Annotated in this window: 13 protein-coding genes; 9 read left to right on the top strand and 4 right to left on the bottom strand. The window is 69.1% G+C overall.

Features of this window, described 5'->3' with window-relative positions:
* Positions 1-137 precede the first annotated feature (137 nt).
* The 5 genes from AU194_RS26465 to AU194_RS26445 all read left to right on the top strand — a co-directional run bounded on the left by AU194_RS26465 (position 138) and on the right by AU194_RS26445 (position 8,344).
* Positions 138-620: a single-stranded DNA-binding protein gene (locus AU194_RS26465; protein WP_059092242.1), complete on the top strand. Its 483-nt coding sequence runs from the start codon at positions 138-140 to the stop codon at positions 618-620.
* A gap of 76 nt (positions 621-696) precedes the next feature.
* A complete protein-coding gene (gene ettA / locus AU194_RS26460) occupies positions 697-2,370 on the top strand; it encodes an energy-dependent translational throttle protein EttA (protein ID WP_059092241.1) in 1,674 nt (557 codons plus the stop codon).
* Positions 2,371-2,430: 60 nt separating this feature from the next.
* The gene (locus AU194_RS26455) at positions 2,431-7,278 is read left to right on the top strand and encodes an NAD-glutamate dehydrogenase (RefSeq protein WP_059092275.1); all 4,848 of its coding nucleotides are present in this window, start codon (positions 2,431-2,433) and stop codon (positions 7,276-7,278) included.
* Positions 7,275-7,688 (top strand): thioesterase family protein, encoded by a 414-nt coding sequence (locus AU194_RS26450; protein WP_059092240.1) that lies wholly within the window; start codon positions 7,275-7,277, stop codon positions 7,686-7,688. The genes AU194_RS26455 and AU194_RS26450 overlap by 4 nt, the downstream gene beginning before the upstream one ends.
* Complete coding sequence (locus AU194_RS26445) at positions 7,685-8,344, top strand: hypothetical protein (RefSeq protein ID WP_059092239.1); 660 nt, start codon at positions 7,685-7,687, stop codon at positions 8,342-8,344. Before AU194_RS26450 ends, AU194_RS26445 begins: the two co-directional genes overlap by 4 nt.
* Here AU194_RS26445 and AU194_RS26440 read toward each other — a convergent pair.
* Complete coding sequence (locus tag AU194_RS26440; RefSeq protein ID WP_059092238.1) at positions 8,341-9,909, bottom strand: glycoside hydrolase family 13 protein; 1,569 nt, start codon at positions 9,907-9,909, stop codon at positions 8,341-8,343. The two genes, AU194_RS26445 and AU194_RS26440, sit on opposite strands and share 4 nt — an antisense overlap.
* A gap of 25 nt (positions 9,910-9,934) precedes the next feature.
* Positions 9,935-10,330: a globin gene (locus tag AU194_RS26435; protein WP_059092237.1), complete on the bottom strand. Its 396-nt coding sequence runs from the start codon at positions 10,328-10,330 to the stop codon at positions 9,935-9,937.
* Positions 10,331-10,472: 142 nt separating this feature from the next.
* On the opposite strand from AU194_RS26435, the gene AU194_RS26430 reads away from it, so the two are divergent.
* The 4 genes from AU194_RS26430 to AU194_RS26415 all read left to right on the top strand — a co-directional run bounded on the left by AU194_RS26430 (position 10,473) and on the right by AU194_RS26415 (position 12,351).
* On the top strand, positions 10,473-11,126 hold the full coding sequence (locus AU194_RS26430; protein WP_059092236.1) for an HNH endonuclease: 654 nt from the start codon (positions 10,473-10,475) through the stop codon (positions 11,124-11,126).
* 39 nt (positions 11,127-11,165) lie between these two features.
* Positions 11,166-11,435, top strand: a complete 270-nt coding sequence (locus tag AU194_RS26425; RefSeq protein ID WP_059092274.1) for a hypothetical protein — start codon at positions 11,166-11,168, stop codon at positions 11,433-11,435.
* Positions 11,422-11,904, top strand: a complete 483-nt coding sequence (locus AU194_RS26420) for a DUF5130 domain-containing protein (protein WP_059092235.1) — start codon at positions 11,422-11,424, stop codon at positions 11,902-11,904. The genes AU194_RS26425 and AU194_RS26420 overlap by 14 nt, the downstream gene beginning before the upstream one ends.
* 69 nt (positions 11,905-11,973) lie before the next feature.
* The gene (locus AU194_RS26415) at positions 11,974-12,351 is read left to right on the top strand and encodes an HNH endonuclease (protein WP_059092234.1); all 378 of its coding nucleotides are present in this window, start codon (positions 11,974-11,976) and stop codon (positions 12,349-12,351) included.
* 52 nt (positions 12,352-12,403) lie between these two features.
* On the opposite strand, the gene pepN is transcribed toward AU194_RS26415, so the two are convergent.
* Both pepN and AU194_RS26405 read right to left on the bottom strand, forming a co-directional pair.
* The gene (gene pepN / locus AU194_RS26410) at positions 12,404-14,989 is read right to left on the bottom strand and encodes an aminopeptidase N (protein ID WP_059092233.1); all 2,586 of its coding nucleotides are present in this window, start codon (positions 14,987-14,989) and stop codon (positions 12,404-12,406) included.
* A 9-nt stretch (positions 14,990-14,998) separates the two neighbouring features.
* Positions 14,999-15,379, bottom strand: coding sequence for a DUF732 domain-containing protein (locus AU194_RS26405; RefSeq protein ID WP_059092232.1), 381 nt, complete (start codon positions 15,377-15,379; stop codon positions 14,999-15,001).
* Positions 15,380-15,430: the final 51 nt, after the last annotated feature.

Raw genomic sequence — 15,430 nt, 5'->3', positions numbered from 1 at the left:
CATCCACAGCGCCGACTTTCTCCACAACCCACCCGGTGTGCGCCGCCGGGCGGTGCCCGCTGTCAGTGGCCGCGAGGTCAATGGGGGTGCCGGCGAGATTCCCGCCGGTGCGGATCTGACAGGAAACGAGGCACACCATGTTCGAGACCCCCATCACCGTCGTCGGCAACATCGTCACCAACCCGTTCCGGCAGCGTGTCGGCGATCAGGAGGTGATCCGGTTCCGGATGGCGAGCAATTCGCGGCGCCGCACCCCCGACGGGGGCTGGGAGCCGGGCAACTCGCTGTTCGTCAGCGTCAGCTGCTGGGGCAAACTGGTCACCGGGGTCGGCGCCTCGCTCGGGAAGGGTGACGCCGTCATCGTTGTTGGACAGGTGTACACCAGCGAATACGACGACCGTGAAGGCGTGCGGCGCTCCTCGGTGGAGGTGCGCGCGACCGCGGTCGGCCCGGATCTGAACCGGTGCGTGGCGCGGATCGAGACGCTGCGCCAGACCGGGGCCCCCGGCGCCGCCGACGCGCCGGAGGCCGCAGAGACGGATGCGGACGCCGACACCGACGTCCCCTCCGATGAGCTGGGGGACACCGCGGACCCCGAGGCGCTGCCACTGAGCGCTTAGCCGCATCCGGCCACGCCTAGGATGGGGCCCGCGGCAACAGACGTTGACCACGCTTTAGGAAAGGCAACACCACGGCATGGCCGAATTCATCTACACGATGCGCAAGGTCCGCAAGGCGCACGGCGACAAGGTCATCCTTGACGACGTCAACCTGAACTTCCTTCCTGGCGCGAAGATCGGCGTCGTCGGCCCGAACGGGGCCGGTAAGTCGAGCGTCTTGCGGATCATGGCCGGCCTGGACACCCCGAACAACGGCGACGCCTACCTGGCGCCCGGGGCCAGCGTCGGCATCCTCATGCAGGAACCGCACCTCGACGAGACCAAGACCGTCCGCGAGAACGTCGAGGACGGCGTCGCGATCAAGGCCAAGCTCAACCGGTACAACGAGGTCGCCGAGCTCATGGCGACCGACTACTCCGACGAGCTGATGGAAGAGATGGGCGCCCTGCAGGAAGAGCTCGACGCCGCCGACGCGTGGGACATCGACAGCCAGCTCGAGCAGGCGATGGACGCACTGCGCTGCCCGCCGCCCGACGAGCCCGTCACCCATCTCTCCGGTGGCGAACGCCGCCGCGTCGCACTGTGCAAGCTGCTGCTGAGCAAGCCCGATCTGCTGCTGCTCGACGAGCCCACCAACCACCTCGACGCCGAGAGCGTGCTGTGGCTCGAACAGCATCTCGCCGCCTACAAGGGTGCGATCCTCGCCGTCACCCACGATCGGTACTTCCTCGACAACGTCGCCGAGTGGATCCTCGAACTCGACCGCGGCCGCGCCTACCCCTACGAGGGCAACTACTCCACCTATCTGGAGAAGAAGGCCGAGCGCATCGCGGTGCAGGGGCGCAAGGACGCCAAACTGCACAAGCGCCTGCAGGAGGAACTCGCCTGGGTGCGGTCCGGAGCCAAGGCCCGTCAGGCCAAGAACAAGGCGCGTCTCGGACGCTACGAGGAGATGGCCGCCGAGGCCGAGAAGTCACGCAAGCTCGACTTCGAGGAGATCCAGATCCCGACCCCGCCGCGGCTGGGCAACGTCGTGGTCGAGGTCGAGCACCTCGACAAGGGTTTCGAAGGTCGCACCCTGATCAAGGACCTGTCCTTCACGCTGCCCCGTAACGGCATCGTCGGCGTGATCGGCCCCAACGGTGTCGGTAAGACGACGCTGTTCAAGACGATCGTCGGGCTCGAACAGCCCGACAGCGGCACCGTCAAGGTCGGCGACACGGTCAAGCTCAGCTACGTCGACCAGAACCGCGCCGGTATCGACCCGAAGAAGAACGTGTGGGAGGTGGTTTCGGACGGGCTCGACTACATCGAGGTCGGGCAGAACGAAATCCCTTCGCGCGCATACGTTTCGGCGTTCGGGTTCAAGGGCCCGGATCAGCAGAAACCGGCCGGGGTGCTCTCCGGTGGTGAGCGCAACCGGCTCAACCTCGCGCTCACCCTCAAAGAGGGCGGCAACCTGATCCTGCTCGACGAGCCCACCAACGACCTCGATGTGGAGACGCTGAGTTCGCTCGAGAACGCACTCGAGAGCTTCCCGGGCTGTGCGGTGGTGATCTCCCACGACCGGTGGTTCCTGGACCGCACCTGTACCCACATCCTGGCGTGGGAGGGCGACTCCGACAACGAGGCCAAGTGGTTCTGGTTCGAGGGCAACTTCGGGGCCTACGAGGAGAACAAGGTGCAACGGCTCGGCGCCGACGCCGCCCGTCCGCACCGGGTCACCCACCGCCGGTTGACTCGCGACTAGTCTCGCTCGTGCACCGTCCAACGACGGCCGGTGCGCGGGTGTGAGTCAGGAGTGATCCGCATGACGGGAACCGGCGCCGACGGCATGCGCAACCCATCGACGGACACGCTCGACGAACTGGCCATGAAGAAGCTGGCCGGGGCTTATGTCGAGACGTATCGCGGGCCGCAGCAGGGCGAGTCGGGCGCGGGAGACGCGACGACGGGTCCGGCGGATCCGACCGGCATGTTGGAGTCCTCAGACCTGGTCCGCGCTCATCACCGGCTCGCCCAGCGCCGGCAGGCCGGCGAGACGTTGGTCGCCGTGTACGGCCTCGACGGTTCCGACGAACCCGTCGGCCCCGCACTGCAGGTGGTCACCGACCACGCGCCGACGCTGATCGATTCGGTGACGGTGCTGCTGCACCGGCTCGGGGTCGGCTACCGGGCGATCATGAACCCGGTGCTGCGGGTCCGCCGCGGACCCGACGGTGAGCTGCTCGAGGCCCGCCCGGCCGCGGAATCCGACGGCGCGGGCGTCGACGAGGCGTGGATCCACATCGAGTTGTCCGAGGCCGCCGACCGGTCGGCCGTGCAGACCGCCGAGCGGATGCTCCCCCGCATCATCGCCGACGCCCGCCAGGTCGGCCTGGACAGCAGCGCGATGGTGGCCGCACTGCAGTCGTTGGCCGACGACATCGAGGCCGATGCGGGCGGCCACTTCGACGCACCGGAACGCAAGGACGTCGCCGCCCTGGCGCGCTGGCTCGCCGAGGGGCACTTCGTGCTGATCGGCTGCCAGCGGTGCCCGGTCAGCACGACCGAGTCGACCGTCGACGACGACAGCCGGCTCGGGGTGCTGCGGTTGCGCAAGGACGTGCTCGCGCCGCTGACCCAGCCGGGTGAGCTCTTGACACTGGCACAGGCCACGATCCCCAGCTACGTGCGCTACGGCGCCAACCCCTACATCGTGGTCATCCGCGAGGAGGGTGCCGGCGGGGAGGGCTACGACGCCGTCGAACACCGCTTCGTCGGGCTGTTCACCGTCGCCGCGATGAACGCCAACGTGCTGCACATCCCGCTGATCGAGCGCCGGGTCAACGAGGCGTTGGCCATCGCGCGGCGCGATCCCAGCCACCCAGCGCAGTTGCTGCTCGACATCATCCAGACCATCCCGCGCCCCGAACTGTTCGCGCTGCAGGCCGACGAACTGCTCGACATGGCGATGGCGGTCATCGACCTCGGGTCGCGGCGGCGCACCCTGCTGTTCCTGCGCGCCGACAACCTCGCGCACTTCGTCGCGTGCCTGGTGTACCTGCCGCGTGATCGCTACACCACCGCGGTCCGGCTCGCGATGCAGGACATCCTGGTCCGCGAGCTCGGCGGCGAGGACATCGACTACTCCGCCCGCGTTAGCGAATCACCATGGGCGGTCGTGCATTTCACTGTCCGACTGCCGAAGGGCACGCGCCCCGGCGACGTCGACGTCTCCGCCGAGCACGAGGAACGCATCCAGCGTCAGCTCACCGAGGCCGCCCGCACGTGGGGGGACCGGCTGCTCGACGCGGTGCCGTCGGGCGGTCTGTCCCAGGAGGTGGCCGAACACTACGCGGGCGCGTTCCCCGAGGACTACAAGCAGACGATCACACCGGTCGACGCGATCGGTGACATCGCGATCATCGAGGCGCTGGAAGACGATTCGGTCAAACTCGTCTACGCCGCGGGCGGTGACGACCGGGTCGGCCAGCTGACCTGGTACCTGGGCGGCCGGTCCGCGTCGCTGAGCCGGCTGCTGCCGATGCTGCAGTCGATGGGTGTGGTGGTGCTCGAGGAGCGGCCGTTCACGGTGACCCGCGCCGACGGGCTCGACGTGTGGATCTACCAGTTCAAGATCCAGCCGCACCGCACCATGCCCGCACCCGGCGGCGACGCCGAACGCGACGAGGCCGCGGCCAGATTCGCCGACGCGGTCACCGCGATCTGGCACGGCCGCATGGAGGTCGACCGGTTCAACGAACTGGTGCTGCGCGCCGGGCTGACCTGGCAACAGGTGATGGTGCTGCGCGCGTACGCGAAATACCTCCGGCAGGCGGGGTTCCCCTACAGCCAGTCCCACATCGAATCGGTGGTCAACGACAACCCGCACACCGCGCGGTCGCTGGTCGACCTGTTCGAGGCGCTGTTCGACCCCACCGAGGGCGCCAAGGAACGCGACGCCCAGGCCGCCGCCGCGGCCGTCGCCGCCGACATCGACGAGCTGACGAGCCTGGACACCGACCGCGTGCTGCGCGCCTTCGCGTCGATGATCCAGGCCACGTTGCGCACCAACCACTTCGTGCGGCGGGCGGAGTCGGCGCGGGCCCGCGACGTGCTGGCGATCAAACTCGACCCCGGGATGGTCGACGAATTGCCGCTGCCGCGACCGAAGTTCGAGATCTTCGTGTACTCGCCCCGTGTCGAGGGTGTGCACCTGCGGTTCGGCTTCGTGGCCCGCGGCGGTCTGCGGTGGTCGGACCGCCGGGAGGACTTCCGCACCGAGATCCTGGGTCTGGTCAAGGCGCAGGCGGTCAAGAACGCCGTGATCGTGCCGGTCGGCGCCAAGGGCGGCTTCGTCGTCAAGCAGCCCCCCGTGCCGACGGGGGACGCGGCCGCCGACCGCGACGCGCAGCGCGCCGAAGGGGTGGCCTGCTACAAGCTGTTCATCAGCGGTCTGCTCGACGTCACCGACAACGTCGACAAGGCCAGCGGTGAGGTGGTGCCGCCACCGGACGTGGTCCGCCGCGACGGCGACGACGCCTACCTCGTGGTCGCCGCCGACAAGGGCACCGCGACGTTCTCCGACATCGCCAACGAGGTCGCCAAGTCCTACGGCTTCTGGCTGGGCGACGCATTCGCCTCGGGCGGTTCGGTCGGCTACGACCACAAGGCGATGGGCATCACCGCCAAGGGCGCGTGGGAGTCGGTCAAACGCCACTTCCGCGAGATGGGCGTCGACACCCAGGCCGAGGACTTCACCGTCGTCGGAATCGGCGACATGAGCGGTGACGTCTTCGGCAACGGGATGTTGCTGTCCGAGCACATCCGCCTGGTGGCCGCCTTCGACCACCGGCACATCTTCATCGACCCCGACCCGGACGCCGCGCGGTCCTGGGAGGAGCGCAAGCGCCTGTTCGACCTGCCCCGGTCCAGCTGGGAGGACTACGACCGCGACCTCATCAGCGAGGGCGGCGGCGTTTTCAGCCGTGAGCACAAGTCGATCGCGGTCACCCCGCAGATGCGCGACGCGCTCGGCCTCGACGACAGCGTCGAGGAGGTGACGCCGCCCGTCCTGATCAAGGCGATCCTCGAGGCACCGGTCGACCTGCTGTGGAACGGCGGTATCGGCACCTACGTCAAGGCCGAGACCGAATCCGACGCCGAGGTCGGCGACCGCGCCAACGACCCCGTGCGGGTCAACGCGAATCAGGTGCGCGCCAAGGTGATCGGGGAGGGCGGCAACCTCGGCGTCACCTCCCGCGGACGCATCGAGTTCGACCTGGCCGGCGGCCGGATCAACACCGACGCGCTGGACAACTCCGCCGGGGTGGATTGCTCCGACCACGAGGTGAACATCAAGATCCTCATCGATTCGCTGGTCACGGCGGGCAAAGTCAGTACCGAGGAGCGCACCGACCTGCTGTTGTCGATGACCGACGAGGTCGGCGAACTGGTGCTCTCGGACAACCGCGACCAGAACGACCTGATGGGCACCAGCCGCGCCAACGCGGCCAGCCTGCTGCCCGTGCACGCCCGCATGATCGACCACTTCGTCGAACAGCGCGGGCTCAACCGCGAACTCGAGGCGCTGCCCAGCCGCAAGGAGATCCGCCGCCGCCTCGATGCCGGATTGGCGCTCACCTCACCGGAATTGGCGACGCTGATGGCGCACGTCAAACTCGCGCTGAAGGCCGACCTGCTCGACAGCGAACTGCCCGATCAGGAGGTGTTCGCATCCCGGCTGCCGCGGTACTTCCCGTCGACGCTACGCGACCGGTTCGCCGCCGACACCCGCTCGCATCAGCTGCGCCGCGAGATCGTCACCACGATGCTCGTCAACGACGTCGTCGACACCAGCGGCATCACCTACGCCTACCGGATCACCGAGGACGCCGGGGTGGGGCCCATCGACGCGGTCCGCAGCTTCGTCGCGGTCAACGCGATCTTCCGGGTGGGTGACGTGTGGCGGCAGATCCGGGCGACCGATCTGCCCGTCGCGGTGAGCGACCGGATGACCCTCGACCTGCGTCGGCTCGTCGACCGCGCGGCGCGCTGGCTGCTCAACCACCGGCCGCAGCCGCTGGCCGTCGGCGCGGAGATCAACCGGTTCGCCGACAAGGTGGCCGCGCTGACCCCGCGGATGTCGGAGTGGCTGCGCGGCGACGACCAGGCGATCGTGGCCAAGGAGGCCGGCGAATTCTGCTCACACGGCGCATCGGAAGAGTTGGCGTACACCGTGGCGACCGGGCTGTACCAGTTCAGCCTCCTCGACATCATCGACATCGCCGACATCGACGACCGCGATCCCGCGGAGGTCGCCGACACGTACTTCGCGCTGATGGACCACCTCAACACCGACAGCCTGCTCACCGCGGTGTCGCAGCTGCCCCGCGGGGACCGCTGGCATTCGTTGGCGCGGTTGGCGATTCGCGACGACATCTACAGCTCGCTGCGGTCGCTGTGCTTCGACGTGCTCGCCGTCGGGGAACCCGACGAGAGCGGCGAGGAGAAGATCGCGGAGTGGGAGATGACCAACGGGTCGCGGTCAGCGCGCGCACGGCGCACGCTGACCGAGATCTACGAGGACGGTGAACGCGACCTGGCCACGCTGTCGGTGGCGGCCCGTCAGATCCGAAGCATGACACGATCGAGTGGAACGGGGTCTTCCGGGTGACAGTAGGTTTTGTGGCGCCGGTGCACGTTCGGTGGTCCGACATCGACATGTACCAGCACATCAACCACGCCACGATGGTCACCATCCTCGAGGAGGCGCGGATCCCGTTCCTGCGGGAGCCGTTCGAGAGCCGTATCACCGAGATCGGTCTCTTGATCGCCGACGTCCACATCACCTACAAGGGCCAGTTGCGCCTGATCGATTCGCCGCTGCAGGTGACCATGTGGTCCAAACGCGTTCGGGCGGTGGACTTCACGGTCGGCTACGAGGTGCGCTCGGTGGGTGCGCCCGCGGACTCCAAACCGGCGGTGATCGCCGAGACGCAGCTGGCGGCCGTGCACATCGAAGAGCAGCGCCTCGAACGGCTCACCGCTGAGCAGAGCGCATACCTCAAACGCTATCTGCGATGAGCGGTCCCGAGCGCGGCCTCTGGATGACCGATGCCGGCCACCGCGCCGACCTCGCCACGTTCGCCGAACGCGTTCTGCGCCTCGACGACGCCGCGGTGGTGCGGCTGAAAGAGCGCGACGGCGGTCACGTCGTCGCCTATGCGGCAACGGGTCTGGACGTCCTCGCCTGCCGGGTGGTGGACGGGCGGGTGCGTCCGAGGGATCTGTGTGCGGGTGCCGACGCGCTCGCGGCGGGGCTGGGGCGCGCGGACGCATCCGGGTTCGTCGACACCGGCTACCCGATGGATTCGTCATGGCGGGGTGCGGTCCCGCCGGACACCGGGTTCGTCCATCTCGACGATGTTCCTGCCCGGGTGATGCTCGATCTGGCCGCCCGCGGTGGCGCGCTGGCGCGGCAGCACAGCGGCGCGCATGGTCCGCCGACCTCGCTGCTGGATCAGGAGGTGATCGCAGTCAGTGGCGGCGGTGACAGCGTCGGGGTGCCGATGCGTTGCGTGTTCGCGTTGACCGCGATGGGTTTCCTGCCGCAGGACAGCGCGGCGCTGGCCGCCGACGAGATCGTGCGGATCCGCGTATCGCCCACCTGGCTGCGCGTCGACGCCCGGTTCGGTTCGGTGCTGCGGCGGCTCGGCGACCCGGCCGTGGTGTTGCGCTAAGCGAGCCAGGCGGCCGCGTCGGCGGGCAGCCGTCCGTCACTCAGTTCGGCGCTGCTGATCAACACCTCACCGGCGGGTAGTTCGACGGGCCGATCGCTCGCGTTGAGCACACACGTCACCGCACCGCCGCTGCGGAACGTCAGCACCCCGTCGTCGGCGGACAGGTCCTCGAGCGGACCCGCCCCGACGGCCGGCAGGTCCCGGCGCAGCCGCAGCACCCGCCGGAAGAAGTGCAACGTCGAATCGGGGTCGGCGCGCTGGCGTTCGACGGTCAGCGGCGCCCAGTCCGCGGGGATCGGCAGCCAGGTGTCGGCGCTCGTCGAGAACCCGAACGGTGGGGTGTCACCGCGCCACGGCAGCGGGACCCGGCAGCCGTCGCGGCCGCGTTCGATGCGCCCGGAGCGTTCCCACACCGGGTCCTGCAGCACCTCGTCGGGCAGGTCGACGTTGGGCAGGCCCAGCTCCTCGCCGTTGTAGACGAACACCACGCCGGGCAGCGCCAGCATCACCAGGGCCATGCCGCGGGCCCGCGCCAGTCCCAGCGGACCGCCGCCGTAGCGGGTCACCTCGCGTTCGACGTCGTGGTTGGACAGCGTCCACGTCGGGGTGGCGCTCTCGAGCGCGACCGCGGCCAGCGAGTTCTCGATCGCGTCACGGATCTGCACCGCGTCGAACTCCGCACGGACCAACCGGAAGTTGAACCCGAGGTGCAGCTCGTCGGGACGCAGGTAGGCGGCGAACGCGACGTTGTCGTACACCCACACCTCGCCGACGGCCACCGATCCGGGGTAGTCGTCGAGCACCGCGCGGATGCTGCGGTGGATGTCGTGCACGCCCTCGTGGTCGAACCGCGGGTCGTCGCCCATGTCGGCGAGCATCCGGTTCTCGGCGATCGCCATGTCGGGCAGGTCGGGCGGTTTCGACATCCCGTGCGCCACATCGATGCGGAACCCGTCGACCCCGCGGTCCAGCCAGAACCGCAACGTCTTCTCCAGATCGGCGAAGACCTCGGGGTTCTCCCAGTTCAGATCGGGTTGCTTCGGATCGAACAGGTGCAGGTACCACTGCCCGGGCCTGCCGTCGGGTTCGGTGATGCGGGTCCACGCCGGACCGCCGAAGACGGACACCCAGTTGTTGGGCGGAGCGCCGCCGTCGGGGCCGGTGCCGTCGCGGAAGTGGTAGCGCGCCCGCTGGGGGCTGCCCGGCTCCGCGGCGAGCGCCTCGGCGAACCACGGGTGCGCCGAACTGGTGTGGTTGGGTACCAGGTCCATCGTCACGCGGATGCCGCGCCGGTGGGCGGCGGCGATCAGCCGGTCGAGGGCTTCAATACCGCCGAACATCGGGTCGACGTCGCGGGGGTCGGCGACGTCGTAGCCGTGGTCGGCCATGGGGGAGACGGTGACGGGGTTGAGCCACAGCGCGTCGACGCCGAGTTCGGCGATGTGGTCGAGTCCTGCGGTGACGCCGTCGAGGTCACCGACGCCGTCGCCGTCGCTGTCCCGGAAGGACCTGGGATAGACCTGGTAGAACACCGCGTTCGCCCACCAGGGGCCGGGGTCAGTCATCGCATCCCATTGTTGCCGCCGACGCTCAGAACGGCGAGTTGACCATCGACTGGGCGGCCATCTCCAGATACGCCAGCAACTCCCTGCGGTGCTCGTCGTCGAGCGTCGCGGAGTCGATGTCGGCGACCGCGGTGTGCATACACCGCAGCCAGGCGTCGCGTTCGATGTAGCCGATCCGGAACGGTGCGTGACGCATCCGCAGCCGCGGGTGTCCCCGCTGGTCGGAGTACGTGCGCGGACCGCCCCAGTACTGCTCGAGGAACATGCGCAGCCGCACCTCGGCCGCCTCGAGTTCGTCCTCCGGGTAGAGCGGGCGCAGGATCTCGTCCTCGCGAACCAGCTCGTAGAACCGCGCCGTGATCGCACGGAAGGTCTCGTGGCCACCGACTTCGTCGTAGAACGACCGCGCTGGTTGCGTCACGGTTCCATTGTGGCCTGCCGGTGCGCCAGGCCCGGCATCCGCGGTGGTGTCACCGGATGTTCACCGGACTGACCTGCGGACTCGTACCGAATTGCCGTGCGGTCACCGCCGATCCATGGTGGACTGTCTCCTCGGAGGACGTATGGCGCAACGCAAGAGAAGCCTGTCGAGACCGGCTGGCCAAAAGCGTGCGGCCGCGGCAGGCCCCTCGGGCCCCGCGGCGAGCGCCCGCGTCCTGCACGGTGTCGAGCCGCCGGCACCCTCCCACGAGGCCTCGCTGTGGGGTCGTCGCCGCGTCCTGCTGCTGAACTCGACCTACGAACCCCTGACCGCGCTGCCGCTGCGACGCGCGGTGGTCATGCTGATGTGCGGTAAGGCCGACGTCGTGCACGAGGATCCGGCCGGCCCGGTCATCCATTCGGCGACCCGCAGCATCTGCGTGCCGACTGTCATCCGGTTGCGCACCTTCGTCCGGGTCCCGTACCGGGCCCGCGTCCCGATGACCCGGGCGGCGCTGATGCACCGCGACCGGTTCCGCTGCGCGTACTGCGGCGCCAAGGCCGACACCGTCGACCACGTGGTGCCGCGCAGCCGCGGCGGCGACCATTCGTGGGAGAACTGCGTCGCCGCGTGTGCGCCGTGTAACCACCGCAAGGCCGACCATCTGCTCACCGAACTCGGGTGGACGCTGCGGGCGGCTCCGCTGCCGCCGAAGGGACAGCACTGGCGGCTGCTGTCGACGGTCAAGGAACTCGACCCGGCGTGGGTGCGATACCTGGGTGAGGGCGCGGCCTGAGAGGCCCGTGGGATACGGTTTGAAACCGTGACCACCTCCGTGATACTCGTCCTCGTGCTCGTGCCGTTGGGAGTCGCCGCGGTCCTGGCCCTCCTGACGCTGCGTGGCAAGGGTCCGCACCCCGCGAGCTACAAAGTCTCCGAACCGTGGCGCCACGCGCCGATCCTCTGGGCTGCCGAGGAGCCGTCGCATCAGGCGCACGCGACCGGCCACAGCGTCCAGGCCGACACCGCCGCACACGGCGGCAACGTCGGTGAGCATCATTCGAACCCCGTGACGATTGGAGGCGGCGCAAGTGGCAAGTGGTGAAGTTCAGGTCACCGGTCACCGCGCAGCGGTCGAACGTGAACTGCCGCACGGCTGGGCGCTGACCTCGAGCGGACGTGTGTCCGGGGTCACCGAGCCCGGCAGGCTGTCGGTGGACTACCCGTTCGCGACCAAGGATCTCGTCGTCCTCGACGATGCGCTGAAGTACGGATCGCGGGCGGCCAAGGCCCGGTTCGCGGTCTACATCGGCGATCTCGGCGCGGACACCGCGGCCACGGCGCGGGAGATCCTCTCGCAGGTGCCTACCCCGAACAACGCGGTGCTGCTGGCGGTTTCGCCGGACCAGCACGCGATCGAGGTCGTCTACGGCGTCGACGTCAAGGGCCGCGGCATCGAGACCGCCGCACCGTTGGGGGTTTCGGCGGCGGCCGCGTCGATCAAGGAGGGCAACCTCCTCGACGGGATCATCAGCGGCGTCCGGGTGCTCTCGGCGGGCGTCTCACCCCGCTAGTCTCCGCGACCTTTTCGCGAGCGTGCGTGTCTGCAGACGACACGCCGGGTGCTGTGCAGCAGTTCGCGCATGCTCGCGCGGCATTCTCATGCGGTGGCCGTCAACCGAACCCGTAGAGCCCGCGCGGCGCGCAGGCGCCGACTGCGTGTGGCGCGCGCGGACAACGATCTGACCGCGGCGCAGTGGGCGGCGATCAAGGCCGCGTGGGACGGCTGCGCCTATTGCGGCGCCAACGACGGACCCATGCAGCGTGACTGCGTCATGGCGATCTCGCGCGGCGGACGGTACACGCTCGAGAACGTGGTGCCCGCGTGCGCATCGTGCAACACCAGCAAGTGCAACGACGAGGTCACCGGCTGGATGCGCCGCAAACGCCTCGACGAACGCCGCTTCCTGGGGCGTTACGTCGAGATCCGGGCAGCGCTGCTGCAGGAGCACGAAACCTGACCAGTACGCGAGCGTGCGCAGGGGGGTGCCCCGGCTCGCGGAAGGTGGAGTGTCAGCTCGCGTCGAACCGCCGGGCGCGCAGGGACCGCTCGACCCCGGCGCGGCCTTCGAGCACCAGGCGACGCAGGGCGGGCGGCACGTCACCGGCCAGGAAACGGTCCGCGGCGGCCAGGCCGTCGTCGCTGATGTCCCACGACGGGTACAGCCCGACGACCACGGTCTGCGCGACCTCGCTGGACCGGCGCTCCCACACCCCGGAGATCGCGGCGAAGTACTTCTCGGTATACGGCGCCAGCAGCGCACCCTGCCCCGGCTGCACGATGCCGCCGACGATCGCCCGTGTCGTGATGTTGGCGAGCGTGTCGTCCTCGACGACCTGCTGCCACGCCGTCTCCTTCACCGTCGCCTGCGGCCGCGCCGCCGAGGCCGCCGCGGCGTGACGCCGGCCTGCCGCCGTCGGGTCCCGCTGGGCCTCGGCGTCGATGAACGGCGTCTCGGACCCGTCGGCGTCGATGTCGCCGCTGGCGGCCAGCGCCGTGACGATGCGCCACCGCAGATCGGTGTCGAGCACCAGCCCCGGCAGGTTCACCTCTGCGGGCTCGTTGTCCAGCAGCGTCGACAGCACCGCGACGTGGTTGCGCGACAACACCGAGTTGCACAGCGCGTTGACGAACGCCAACTGGTGGTCCGAGCCGGGTGCCGATTCGCGGGCCAGGTCGAGCAGCCGGTCGGCGAACGCCGGCCAGCCGTTCTCCCGCGCCCACTGCGGATCGGCGTAGGAGTTCAGCGCGGTCTGCGCCTGCAGCAGCAAGCGTTGTGCCACACCGACTTCGGACTCGGCGTGCACGCCGCTCATCACCAGCGCGACGAAGTCGCGGGCCTTGAGCTCGGCCTCCCGGGTCATCTCCCACGCCGCCGACCAGGCCAGCGTGCGCGGCAGCGGTTCGGCGATGTCGGCGATCCGCGTCAGCACCGTCTGCAGTGAGTCCGGATCCAGGCGCGAAGCGCAGTACGTCAGGTCGTCGTCGTTGACCAGCACCAGCTTCCCGCGCGGAACTCCGTGCAGCGCAGGCACTTCGGTGCTGTCGCCCTCGACGTCGAGTTCCTCGCGGTGCACACGGACCAGTTTGCCGGTGGTGGGGTCGTCGTCGTACACGCCGACCGCCAGCCGATGCACCCGGGTCTCGCCCGCACCGGGCGCCGCCCCGCTCTGCGCGACCGCGAAGCGGGTGAACCTGCCGTCGGCGTCGACGTCGAAATCGGCGCGCAGCGTGTTGAGTCCGGTGGTCTTGAGCCACTGCCTGCCCCAGCCGGACAGGTCGCGGCCCGAGGACTTCTCCAGCGCCCCGAGCAGATCGCCGAACGTCGCGTTGCCGAAGGCGTGGTCGCGGAAATAGTCCCGCAGCCCGGCCAGGAACGACTCCTCACCCACATAGGCGACGAGCTGCTTGAGCACGCTGGCGCCCTTGGCGTAGGTGATCCCGTCGAAGTTGACCTCGACCGCGTGCAGATCGGGGATATCGGCGGCGACCGGGTGCGTCGACGGCAACTGGTCCTGCCGGTAGGCCCACGACTTCTCGACGTTGGCGAAGGTGGTCCACGCCTGGGTGTACTCGGTCGCGGTGGCCTGGCACAGCACCGAGGCGAACGTCGCGAAGGACTCGTTGAGCCACAGGTCATCCCACCAAGCCATGGTGACGAGATCGCCGAACCACATGTGCGCCATCTCGTGCAGCACGGTCTCGGCGCGGCGTTCGTAGGAGGCGCGGGTGACCTTGCTGCGGAAGACGTAGTCCTCCAGGAACGTCACCGCACCGGCGTTCTCCATCGCACCCGCGTTGAACTCCGGGACGAACAGCTGGTCGTACTTGCCGAACGCGTACGGCACCCCGAAGTTGGCGTGGTAGAAGCCGAAGCCCTGCTTCGTCTCGGTGAACAGCCGCTCGGCATCCATGAACTCGGCCAACGACTTCCGGCAGAACAGGCCGAGCGGGATCTCGCCGTGCTCGTCGCGGTAGAGGTCGTCCCAGCGGGCGTAGGGTCCGGCGATCAGCGCGACGAGGTAGGTGCTCATCCGCGGGGTCTGCACGAACTTGTGCGTCTTGGCGCCGCCGTCGTCGCGGCTGCCCTCGAGCGCACCGTTGGACACCACCTGCCAGTGCGCGGGCGCGGTGACCGTCACGTCGAACGTCGCCTTGAGGTCGGGCTGGTCGAAGCAGGCGAACATCCGTTTGGCGTCGGCGGTCTCGAACTGCGAGTAGAGGTACACCTCGTCGTCGACGGGGTCGACGAAGCGGTGCAGACCCTCGCCGGTGTTGCTGTACCGGCAGTCGGCGTCGACGACGAGTTCGTTGCGCTCGGTCAGGCCCACCAGAGGGATACCGGTCGACTCGTCGTAGCCCGACACGTCGATGTCGCGGCCGTTGAGCGTCGCCGTCCGAATCCGCTCGGCGGCGATGTCGATGTAGGTGTCGGCGCCGGGTGTGGCGTCGAACGTGACGGTGGTCGTCGACCGGAACGTCGTCTCACCGGGTGCGCCGGAACCGCCGGTGAGGTCCAGGTCGATGCGGTAGTTGTCGACGGTGATGAGCGCCGCGCGCTCGACGGCCGCTTCGCGAGTCAGGTTGGGGAGTGCCACCCCACCAACTTATCGGGCGCCGGGGAACCTCGTCGTCTGCAACCAGTTCAGGAAGGTGCCGTTACCCACCGACGAGACCATCTGCGGGCAGTACATCTGGATCGCGATCCCGGCGAAGAACGCCGCCAGGTCGGGCGGTACGCCGTCGTTGCGGACGGTCGCGACGACCTTGGCGAAATCCTTACCCGGTTCCACGAGCATCGGGCACACCCGCTTACCGAGGGCGACGGTGTCGATCGGGTTGTCGTAGCGCACCCCCGCCCGCTGCAGCGCCGAGAGGAAGGCGTCGTCGCGGGTGTCGGCCGCGGCGTGTGGGGCCGTCATCAGGGTGCCGGCGACGGCGGTGGCGGATGCGGCGATCATCAGCCGGGTTCGTACTGCTGTGGACATGGGTGACATCGGGACTCCTGTTCGTCCACTGCCACACTGGTTTACTCGAGT

The organism is Mycobacterium sp. GA-2829, from assembly GCF_001499965.1.
GTDB lineage: Bacteria > Actinomycetota > Actinomycetes > Mycobacteriales > Mycobacteriaceae > Mycobacterium.
This window is presented reverse-complemented; position numbering and strand designations above follow the sequence as displayed.

Excerpts from the sequence above, each read along its gene's own strand:
- AU194_RS26440 (WP_059092238.1), bottom strand. The coding sequence starts at position 9,909 with ATGACTGACCCCGGCCCCTGGTGGGCGAACGCGGTGTTCTACCAGGTC.
- AU194_RS26455 (WP_059092275.1), top strand. The coding sequence starts at position 2,431 with ATGACGGGAACCGGCGCCGACGGCATGCGCAACCCATCGACGGACACG.
- ettA (WP_059092241.1), top strand. The coding sequence starts at position 697 with ATGGCCGAATTCATCTACACGATGCGCAAGGTCCGCAAGGCGCACGGC.
- AU194_RS26415 (WP_059092234.1), top strand. The coding sequence starts at position 11,974 with ATGCTCGCGCGGCATTCTCATGCGGTGGCCGTCAACCGAACCCGTAGA.
- AU194_RS26405 (WP_059092232.1), bottom strand. The coding sequence starts at position 15,379 with ATGTCCACAGCAGTACGAACCCGGCTGATGATCGCCGCATCCGCCACC.
- AU194_RS26445 (WP_059092239.1), top strand. The coding sequence starts at position 7,685 with ATGAGCGGTCCCGAGCGCGGCCTCTGGATGACCGATGCCGGCCACCGC.
- AU194_RS26465 (WP_059092242.1), top strand. The coding sequence starts at position 138 with ATGTTCGAGACCCCCATCACCGTCGTCGGCAACATCGTCACCAACCCG.
- AU194_RS26430 (WP_059092236.1), top strand. The coding sequence starts at position 10,473 with ATGGCGCAACGCAAGAGAAGCCTGTCGAGACCGGCTGGCCAAAAGCGT.